Consider the following 9,443-nt stretch of genomic DNA (forward strand, 5'->3'; position numbering starts at 1 on the left):
AAGGATGCAAGCCTGAAGAAATTTGAGGATGTTGCAGCAGAGGTTAAGACTGTTGCTGCTGATGCAATCGCTTTTGACAAGGCTCAGGAGAAACTTGAGGCGATTAAGACTGCTGTATCTAAGAATGAAACTCCTGCAACTGATGGTGTGGTTAAGCTAAATGCAAATCAGACCATTGCAAGAGGAGATGCTGCTTATGATCCTAAGTTCATTTATGATGTATTCTCAGTTGTTAACAAAGAAAACAGCGGTGTTATTTCTTCTAATAAGGGAAATCCTACACTGATTGTTCTTAAGTCAGTTAAGACTGAAGGCGATGCCGAGATTGAGAAATACTCACAGTTTATTCGTGCTCAGCTAGTTCAGTTTAAAGTTGAAAAGGCAAACTCTATGATTCATATGGGCGCAAGAGAGCTAAGTGACATCAAGTACAATGAGGATGCAATTAAGCTTGTTAACAGTCAGAATTCATCTGCTGACTAGTTTAGTTCTGCTCTTAATCTGATGAAAAGACCTCTGGATTGTATAATTTAGAGGTCTTTTTTTTAACCTTATCCTAAATTTATAATTTTTTTATAAAAATTATTTATTATTTGTTTTAGAATGACTTTAGCTTGGACTTATGTCCTATTTTTTTATATTAGTAAGCTAATTGTAAGAAGTTATATTTATAGAGTGGTTCTTATTTTTAGATATAGTCTATGTCTTAGGACGTTAAGTACTCAGGATTTTTAATGTAGGGAGCAGTGCTGTTTTATGAAGAAAGGCTTATTGGCAGGATTACTTGGTTTATTTGTGTGTACAGCTGTTAGTGCTGATGTAATGATTGAAGTTAGAAACGACACCTCTGATGACTGTTCACTGGCAATTAATGCAAGAGCTGACAAAACCAAATGGATTACTCAGGGCTGGTATGTTTTTGCCTCAGGAGAGGAAGCTCCAATTATCCTTAAGAACGTAAATGATATCCACAATGTGTACGTCTATAATGACTGCCGCAAAGGATCTCCTCTGGAGAATTCAGAAACCAAGAAGGCATGGGTAAAGACAAACTACAAGTTCAATGATGAGAATCCAAAGGATCATGAGCCGGGTTATGAGGAAGTAACCTTTGAACGTCTCCAGTCTGAGAAATATCAGATTCAAAACTAAACTGGCATCATTTCTGCATAGAGATCTGTACCTGTAGTTATACGGCAAAGTTTGCCGGTGCGGAGGTACAGATGTCTACTTTAACACTTACTCAACATGTAAACAGGCCTACGCCTAATGTCCATCAGGGTGTTTTAACTTTAAATCATTCTCTGGGCGGTGTTGATCAGAAAAAACACAAGAACGAATTTTCTGAAGCTCTTGCTATTCTTTCCGGGGCTGCTTCACCGGAGGCTTTAGAAGAAATAAGACGAGAAGAAAAAGAGGTCTCTTTAATTGATGACTACTCTGTTCTTCTGAATTCAGATAAATTTGCAGCCCAAAATTCAGATGAAAGCAGCGATAATTCAAGACTCAATACAATAAAGGAAAAATTTGCCGTTCTGCAGGAAGATCCTGTTTCAAAGGACTGGGAAGTATTAAATAATCAGACAAAACCTGATGATTTCTCAATTCTGGATAAACTTGGAGATGGACTGCTGGCTGCGGCAAAATTTGCTACAGGTATGTACTTGGGTAAGCTGTTCTAGAATTTTCTGATTATCAATCTGGATGTGTTCTCTGAACACATCCATTTCTAGTATCTGAATCAGCCAAGACTTACATCCAGGAACATCATCAGAATAAAACCGACTAGAACGGCTATGGTTCCCTTATCTGAATTACCAAGATTATGGGACTGAGGGATCAGTTCTTCAATTACTACGTACATCATTGCACCGGCGGCAAAGGACAGAAACCACGGCAAAAGCGGTGCAACCAGATCCGCTAAGAGTACCACCAGAATTGCAGCAACAGGCTCGACTGCACCAGAGAGACTTCCTAATAAAAATGATTTAAAGCGGGACATACCGTCGGCAAAATAGGGCATGGAGACAGCGGCTCCTTCAGGAATATTCTGTATGCCGATACCAAGGGCTAGAATTGCTGTTGAACTTGTAAGGGTAAATTCCATGGCTGTTGCTGCGGATACACCTACCGCCATACCCTCTGGGATGTTATGAATCGTGATAGCCAGAAACAGCAGGGTATGTTTGCTCAGGGATGATTTTGGTCCCTCAGGGGATTTTGCCAGCACATGCAGGTGAGGCAGTGATTTATCTATGGCAATCAGAAAAATAATTCCAAGTATAAAGCCACCTATGACAGGAATCATTTTATGGGTACCCTCATAAGGGGAATTCTCAATTGCAGGCAGAATCAGTGAAAAAATAGAGGCTGCAAGCATAATGCCTGCACTGAAGCCTAAAGACAGCTGAGTGTAGATTCTGTCCTTGTGCTTAAGCAGAATAAAGACAAAGGCTGAACCTATGGTTGTACATAGAAAAATGAAAAGACCGCTGTAGCAGGCCAGTTTAAAGGTATAAGAATAATCTACAGGCATTTATATTTTCCAGATAATATTCTACTGTTTTTTATTTTCAAGCTTAGGTGATCATTCAAATTATAACCACTTGATAGTTAGTTTTTTATTTTTTGCGAAAAATAAAGTTACCTTTAGCTAACTTATATCATTCTATATTTTCATTTTTTTTGATTCTCGTTAATCGCTATTACAGTATTCTTATCACGTATTTTTATTACAGTATCTGTCTGAACGGGGATTTGCGTATATAATGTAATTAATTGAATGGGGATTTGCGTATAAAATAGATTATTTTAACGGGGATTTGCGTATATTCGTATCAAAAAGGCGGATTGTATAATGAAAAATTCAGTGTTCAAAAGAAAAATATATGAAGAGATCCTAGAATGGAAAGATGCTCGCAGTGACAAATATGCTCTTCTTATAAAAGGCGCAAGACGTGTAGGTAAATCTACCATAGCAGAAGAGTTTGCCAAAAACGAGTTTAAATCATATATCTTGTTGGATTTTGCACATGCTAATAAAGAGATAATAGAATTATTCGACGATACCTATAATCTGGATTTTTTCTTCTTACAGCTGCAGCAGTTAACCGGGACGAGGCTTTATGAAGGAGAATCTGTAATTATATTTGATGAGGTTCAGTTACTACCCAAAGCAAGACAGGCAATTAAGTACCTAGTGGCAGATGGAAGATATAAATATATTGAAACTGGTTCTTTACTCTCAATAAAGAAAAATACAAAAGATATTTTAATTCCAAGCGAAGAACATAAGATTTCAATGTATCCTATGGATTTTGAGGAGTTCTTGTGGGCGATTGGGGATGAAATCACTGCTGAAACTATTAAAACTCTTTTAAAAAATAAGAAGGCTGCAGGAAATGCTATGCATAGAAATCTGATGAGAATATTCAGATTGTATATGCTTATCGGTGGTATGCCACAGGCAATTGAGACATATTTGGAGACGAATAATCTACAGGCGGTCGATGCGGTTAAAAGAGAAATCGTAGATCTCTATGAAGAAGATTTCACGAAAATCGATGGTTCGGGCCTGGCTGGCGATATATATGATGCCATACCGGCAAATCTAAGTGGAAACGCTTCAAGATATGTATTAACTACTGCAAGAGAAGGTACAAGGGCTAATCATGTTGTTGATTTGATCCCAGACATGTTGAGCTCATTCACTGTTAACATTGCTTATCATGCGAATAATCCTAGCGTGGGTTTTGCTTTGGAAAAAGATATTGGAAGATACAAGCTTTTTACTTCTGATGTAGGTCTGTTTGTAACACTTGCGTTTAAAGATAAGAATTACACCGAAAACATTATATATAACAAGTTGCTTTCAGATAAGCTGGATGCTAATTTGGGGTATGTATATGAAAATGCGGTTGCCCAAATGTTAAAGGTTAAAGGCAATAACCTGTTTTACTATACAATGGAGAGTGAAACCTCAAACCATTTATACGAAATTGATTTTCTTATATCTGTTGGTGACAAACTATGCCCGATAGAAGTTAAATCTGGAAATTATAGAACCCATAGGTCGTTAGATGTCTTTTGCGATAAGTTTAGTAGACGTATAAAAGACAAATATGTTGTTCATATTAAGGACTTTAAACGGGAAAACGGTATAAACTATATTCCAGTGTATATGTTGCCATTTCTTTAGAAAAACATATTTATTTGTGGCTGATTTTTGGAAATCATTTCCTGTCGTTATCTTTTTGTATGCCTCTGTATTTTTTTGTTTTTCAGCTTTTCTATAGTAAAATACGCATATTGTTGTTTTACTGAAAAAATATTATGACTGAAGACTCTTATCTTGTTCCTGATTTAAAAAATAACGAAATACATCGTACTGAAATCACCGTAAAAAAGAGTCGTTTTATTACCTCTGTAGGCAGAACTCACGGCGTAGATGAGGCAAAGTCCTTCATTGACAGGATCTGCAAGGAATTTCCTGATGCCAGACACAACTGTTTTGCCTATAATGCGGATAAGCCGGGATCATCCGGATATGCCGGATGTTCTGATGATGGGGAACCTCATGGAACAGCTGGACAGCCTATGCTGAATGTGGTCCTTCACAGTGATGTAGGTGAACTTACCGTTGTGGTTACCCGTTATTTTGGAGGAATACTTTTAGGTACCGGTGGTCTTGTTAAAGCTTATCAGGACAGTGTTAAGACTGCGCTTGAGACACTGCCGACAACTCCGATGGTAATTGTAAAAAAATGCAGCTTTCAGGTAGGGCATTCAGAGGTTAATCTGGTGCTGCGTCTTTTCTCAAGACTTGGAATTACAGTCCTTAATCAGTCCTACACGGATAAGGTTGATTATCTTGTGGAAATTCCTGAGAAGGCTGTGGATGTTTTTAAAGCGGAAATTACTAAAATAACATCTGGTCAGAGTGTGTTAGCATTTCCTGATTAGTATTTGATTTAACTCTGTTACATGGTTTTGGTGGAGATATAAATGCAACTTTTCAGATGTATGTATATTTGCGGATTGATGCTTCTGCCATTCTGTGCAGAGGCTATTACTATGCCTGCACCCCCTCCAGAGCTTTCCGATACTCTGACCAAGTTCAGAACCAAAGAACAGATTAACGAGAGTGTTAATCTTTCCAACGGTTCCTCTGCGGTTGTTGAAGAGCTTGAAGTTGAGTCTGCTCCTTTTGTTCCTGGTGATATCAATGCCGGAATTATGCGTTTATCAGAGAATTACAGTCCTCTGATGACTATTGGTGTTCCTGCCTATGGTTCAAGTATCGTAAGATTCTATGATTTGAATGGTATCCCCTGGGATATTGCCTCTGTTGAGTGTGAAAATCAGGGCTATCTTACCGAGATTACAGCATCTCCATCTGAGCTTCTGATAAAGCAGAATGTCGGTGCTACCACCACCAAGCTTAAGGTCTCACTTTCAAGATATGATTATCCGCTGGTTTTCAATCTGTCTCCTGTAAGACTTGAAAGAGACGGAGTTGCTGTTTCTACTATTGTTAATACTGTTAAAATCAAGAGTGCAACAAATTCCTTCGGATATGTTTATCCGTCAGTTAAACAGGTTCCTCTGCCAAATCCTGATGCTAAGATGGTTAAATTTGACAGTACAGATCTTCAGAAGATTGAGGTTACTCTGCTGGATGCTGTAAGAGCTTTAGATCATGAGTAAGTTCCTGTTTTCGTTTCTTTTAGGAGCAATTCTGCTTGCAGCTCCTACTTCCTATTCTGCGCAGATGCAGTGTCATGGTAAGGCTCAACACTGGAGAGATATAGCCTACAGTACCGGTGTTATGAGCAAATACAAGGATGTTCGTAACTGTATTGCCTGGACTGCCTATCAGTTTGATCTTCCTGAAGAGTTGCTTTATGCCATGCTTGATGTTGAAAGAGGACCAGTCAATGGTAAGTGCCGTAATAATAAAAACGGTACCCAGGACTGTGGTCCTGCCCAGATCAATGATGTAAGACTCAGCGAGCTTAAGGAATTCAACCTTACAAAATCCGATATAAAAAGCAAACCCTGCCATAATGTGTGGGCCATGGGATACCTGTTAAGACGTGAGATTGAAAGGGCCGACGGTAAAATCTGGAGAGGTGTAGGTAATTATCATTACAACTATTCTGCCAATCCGGAAATCCACAATCGCTATATCAGAAAGGTAAAATCATCCTGGCGAAAACTTAATAAAAAGATAGAGAATTACTGCAGTCAGTAACCTATTAAACGATTTTGAGGTATAAAAGTGCTTGTTCTTACTGATGAGCAGCAGAAGATTATTGAAAAGTGTCGCGAACTTAAGCCTGGCGAATCCCTAAAGATTGATGCCTGCGCCGGTTCTGGCAAAACCGCTACCTTAATTGAAATTGCACGAGCTATTCCTCAGGCTCGTTTTATTTACCTGGCCTTTAATAAGGCGATTGTAGAGAATGCCAAAACCCGTTTTCCTCATAATGTAACCATCAGAACCACTCATTCTCTGGCCTACAGTCAGATCATATCCGGAAGCCGCGAGAAGTACACTGTTAAAGCCGGACTTAATATCTTCGATCTTGAACCGATTTTTAAAATCAGACGGGATTTGTACAAAGATCTGTCTCTTGCCATAAGAAAGTTCTACTCCTGGTGTCAGTCTGATGTAAGAGTATTTCCCGACAGTAATACGGAAAAGATATTTCAGGCAATGGAATCTCATCTGATCCCTGCTACTCATGACTGGTATCTAAAAAAATATCAGCTTCTGGATTACCACTATGAGCTGGATGCCTTTGATTTTATTCTACTTGATGAAGCTCAGGATACTAATCTGGTTACTCTGGATATCTTCAACCGCAATCACTGCCGCAAGATTCTGGTAGGTGATACTCATCAGGGCATTTACGGTTTCCGCGGAGCCTATAATGCCCTTGAGAGATTCAAGTCCAACTATAAGCTCCATCTTTCATATACATTCCGTTCGATACAGCCTATCTGTGAGAAGGCAAACTGGTTTTTATCATCTTTTGCTCATGACAGGAAAGAACTGGTTCCTATGAAGTCTGCCTATTCAGCTGAACTTAGTCCAACACCTCGCAATGCTGTACTTACAAGAACCAATGCGACCTTAATTGATTATATTCAGAAACTCAACCGTGAGCAGATTCCACGTTCCTCACTGCTGCGTGATCCATATTTAATTTTTGGTGCAGCTCTTAATATTCAGAACTACCTGGAAGGTAAACCTTTGGATAAGGCCTATCAGTTTCTTGATCGTTTTGATTCTCTTGAGAATATCAAGAATTATGCCCATGACTCTAATGATCTTGAGCTGGAAACAGCAATAAAGATGGCTGAAACATATAAGGGACATCTTTTTGATCTCTACGAACTGGCCAAGAGTATTTATCTGAATAACAATGAAAGAGCTAATATCTTTCTGACAACAGCTCATTCAGCAAAAGGACTTGAATGGGATCAGGTGGTACTTGCCTCTGATTTCTGTCCGCTGTTTACTTTAAAAAAAGATCTCAAGGAGAAAGGCCTAAAAAAACAGGAGATCGAGTTTGAGTTTACTCAGGAGCTTAATCTGTACTATGTGGCTATGACACGAGCTAAGAATACTCTCATAGACCGAACTCCTAATGATGCCTTCTATGAAAAGGCTCTGAAGAAAGCATCAAAAAAAGAAGAGAAGAAAAAACAGATGGAAGAGTCTTTGGAAAAAACTGAGATTAAAGACAGTAATTTTCAAGATGCACTTCTCAGGAAAGCTTTATCTGAGGTTAATGATTCCACAGCAGAGAATAAAGATGCTGTTAATGCCTCTGAAGTCATGAACAGCGATTCTCATGAGTATTCTGCCTCTCGTAAAAAACGTGTATCTGGTGGAACTCCAGGTAAGACCAGAAAAAAACGAAAGAAAAAAAACACAAAACTTTCTAAGAAAGAGCAGTAGTTTCTCTTTGAAATATTCTTAATGTCTATATTGTTTTGTGTCCTTCCAAACGTTTTTTTGTTCCTGCCAATGCGCTATAATCAGAAATGTCGATGTAACTCATACTGATCCTTATAAATTAAGGGGATAACCTTTGAATTTCTTTCATAATATTCTGGCTGTTATTGAATACAAACAGGTTAGACAGCCTGCCTTAGACAGAGCTCTGGCTTTATATCAGTATGCCAAGGCTCATAAGAAGAATGCTGATATCAGGATTACAGCTGTACTTCCTGTTGCTCAGGAAAACTGGAATATTACTTCTATTCTGGCTGTTGACAGGGAAGAATATGAAAGAAGCTATAGGGAAAAGCTTGAAAAATGGCTTAAGGCCTACCTTGCAATCAACGCCATGGGCGTAAAGATTGAAAGCAGAGTATTATTCTCAAAGGAAGTTGGAAAAGAGATTGTATCGCTGGCCAAGGAGCTCTGTGCAGATATTCTGATTAAGACTGCAGATATTCATGGTGTACTTGATAATGTTATCTCAACACCTCTGGACTGGCAGATGCTGCGCCATGCCCCGATTCCTGTATATATCGCAAAAGATCAGATCTTCACTCCAAAGGGTAAGATTGCTGTTGCAGTTGATCTGAGTGAACCTGACGATGAGCTTTCAAGACTTACCAATCTGAGGCTTCTGAGAGAGGCTCAGTATTTATCTACATTTACCGGCTGTAAGATTGTAATGATCAATGCAGTCCCTCCTATTATTCCTCCAATTGCAGTGGATATGCCAGGTTTCACCCCTGACAGTCTGTATGATGAGTCCTTAAAGGACAGCTGTCATAAGGCTCTGGAGTTTGCTAACAGACATAAGATCAAACCAGAAGACTGTCATATTGCCGAAGGGGCAATTGACGAAGTCATTTTATCCAAGTGCGAAGAGATAAAGCCTACCGCACTGTTTATTGGAACCTCTGCAAGACGTGGTATTGCCAGCGCAATTTTAGGCAATATCTGTGAAAGAGTTGCTGACAGTATTGATTGTGATGTCTTTGTTGTAACTCCTAAGGCTGTTGTTAGAGCTGTTCCTACAACCACTCCATCAAAAAGTTTCTAATATGCAGAACGATAAGAATCTACCTGAGCAGGCTGATGCTTACGCCCGTAATGTCAGCCCTTACTTTAATATTGAAGATAAACAGGAAAAATACAAGGCAGATAAGCTCTTCAAGCGTCTGCGCCGCAAGGTTGGTCATGCCATTGGTGATTACGGCATGATTGAGGAGGGAGATAAGATTTTAGTCTGTATGTCAGGCGGAAAGGACAGCTATGTCCTTCTGGATATGATGTTATCCCTGAAGCGTTCTGCCCCGATTGATTTTACACTTATCCCTGTACATATTGACTCAGGCTTCCCAAATGCGCCAGAGCACCTTCTTGAGGACCATCTGAAAAAGGTTGGTCTTGAGTATCATATGCTGAAAAGACC

The 9,443-nt window shown here is 39.2% G+C and carries 10 protein-coding genes and 1 pseudogene; 10 read left to right on the plus strand and 1 reads right to left on the minus strand.

All coding sequences use genetic code 11. The annotated features are described in order from the left end of the window. The 3 genes from QZU45_RS09540 to QZU45_RS09550 all read left to right on the plus strand — a co-directional run. Positions 1-483: hypothetical protein (locus QZU45_RS09540; RefSeq protein ID WP_295354646.1), on the plus strand; the 483-nt coding region annotated here is incomplete at its 5' end. A gap of 273 nt (positions 484-756) precedes the next feature. Next, entirely contained in the window at positions 757-1,152 is a 396-nt protein-coding gene (locus QZU45_RS09545) for a DUF1036 domain-containing protein (protein WP_295354649.1), read from the plus strand. Positions 1,153-1,223: 71 nt separating this feature from the next. Continuing rightward, positions 1,224-1,682: a hypothetical protein gene (locus QZU45_RS09550; RefSeq protein ID WP_295354652.1), complete on the plus strand. Its 459-nt coding sequence runs from the start codon at positions 1,224-1,226 to the stop codon at positions 1,680-1,682. 59 nt (positions 1,683-1,741) lie between these two features. Here QZU45_RS09550 and QZU45_RS09555 read toward each other — a convergent pair whose 3' ends face one another. Beyond that, the gene (locus QZU45_RS09555) at positions 1,742-2,536 is read right to left on the minus strand and encodes a ZIP family metal transporter (RefSeq protein WP_295354654.1); all 795 of its coding nucleotides are present in this window, start codon (positions 2,534-2,536) and stop codon (positions 1,742-1,744) included. Between the two features lie 321 nt (positions 2,537-2,857). Between QZU45_RS09555 and QZU45_RS09560 the strand changes: the two genes are divergently transcribed. The 7 genes and pseudogenes from QZU45_RS09560 to QZU45_RS09590 all read left to right on the plus strand — a co-directional run. After that, positions 2,858-4,198: an AAA family ATPase gene (locus QZU45_RS09560; protein ID WP_295354657.1), complete on the plus strand. Its 1,341-nt coding sequence runs from the start codon at positions 2,858-2,860 to the stop codon at positions 4,196-4,198. A gap of 134 nt (positions 4,199-4,332) precedes the next feature. Beyond that, positions 4,333-4,962, plus strand: coding sequence for a YigZ family protein (locus tag QZU45_RS09565; RefSeq protein WP_295354660.1), 630 nt, complete (start codon positions 4,333-4,335; stop codon positions 4,960-4,962). A 42-nt stretch (positions 4,963-5,004) separates the two neighbouring features. Beyond that, positions 5,005-5,706 (plus strand): DotH/IcmK family type IV secretion protein, encoded by a 702-nt coding sequence (locus QZU45_RS09570; RefSeq protein WP_295354663.1) that lies wholly within the window; start codon positions 5,005-5,007, stop codon positions 5,704-5,706. Further along, positions 5,699-6,253, plus strand: coding sequence for a lytic transglycosylase domain-containing protein (locus QZU45_RS09575; protein ID WP_295354666.1), 555 nt, complete (start codon positions 5,699-5,701; stop codon positions 6,251-6,253). The genes QZU45_RS09570 and QZU45_RS09575 overlap by 8 nt, the downstream gene beginning before the upstream one ends. A 27-nt stretch (positions 6,254-6,280) precedes the next feature. Continuing rightward, positions 6,281-7,969, plus strand: a complete 1,689-nt coding sequence (locus tag QZU45_RS09580) for a UvrD-helicase domain-containing protein (RefSeq protein WP_295354669.1) — start codon at positions 6,281-6,283, stop codon at positions 7,967-7,969. A 133-nt stretch (positions 7,970-8,102) separates the two neighbouring features. Beyond that, positions 8,103-9,071, plus strand: a complete 969-nt coding sequence (locus QZU45_RS09585; RefSeq protein WP_295354672.1) for a universal stress protein — start codon at positions 8,103-8,105, stop codon at positions 9,069-9,071. A gap of 1 nt (position 9,072) precedes the next feature. After that, a pseudogene (locus tag QZU45_RS09590) lies at positions 9,073-9,443 on the plus strand (ATP-binding protein); the annotation flags it as partial.

Origin of the sequence: uncultured Succinivibrio sp., assembly GCF_902756765.1 — a bacterium.
Classification (GTDB): Bacteria; Pseudomonadota; Gammaproteobacteria; order Enterobacterales; family Succinivibrionaceae; genus Succinivibrio.

Bases quoted from the DNA above. Each gene is read 5' to 3' on its own strand.
- QZU45_RS09550 (WP_295354652.1), top strand. From the start codon at position 1,224: ATGTCTACTTTAACACTTACTCAACATGTAAACAGGCCTACGCCTAAT.
- QZU45_RS09560 (WP_295354657.1), top strand. From the start codon at position 2,858: ATGAAAAATTCAGTGTTCAAAAGAAAAATATATGAAGAGATCCTAGAA.
- QZU45_RS09565 (WP_295354660.1), top strand. From the start codon at position 4,333: ATGACTGAAGACTCTTATCTTGTTCCTGATTTAAAAAATAACGAAATA.
- QZU45_RS09570 (WP_295354663.1), top strand. From the start codon at position 5,005: ATGCAACTTTTCAGATGTATGTATATTTGCGGATTGATGCTTCTGCCA.
- QZU45_RS09555 (WP_295354654.1), bottom strand. From the start codon at position 2,536: ATGCCTGTAGATTATTCTTATACCTTTAAACTGGCCTGCTACAGCGGT.
- QZU45_RS09545 (WP_295354649.1), top strand. From the start codon at position 757: ATGAAGAAAGGCTTATTGGCAGGATTACTTGGTTTATTTGTGTGTACA.
- QZU45_RS09575 (WP_295354666.1), top strand. From the start codon at position 5,699: ATGAGTAAGTTCCTGTTTTCGTTTCTTTTAGGAGCAATTCTGCTTGCA.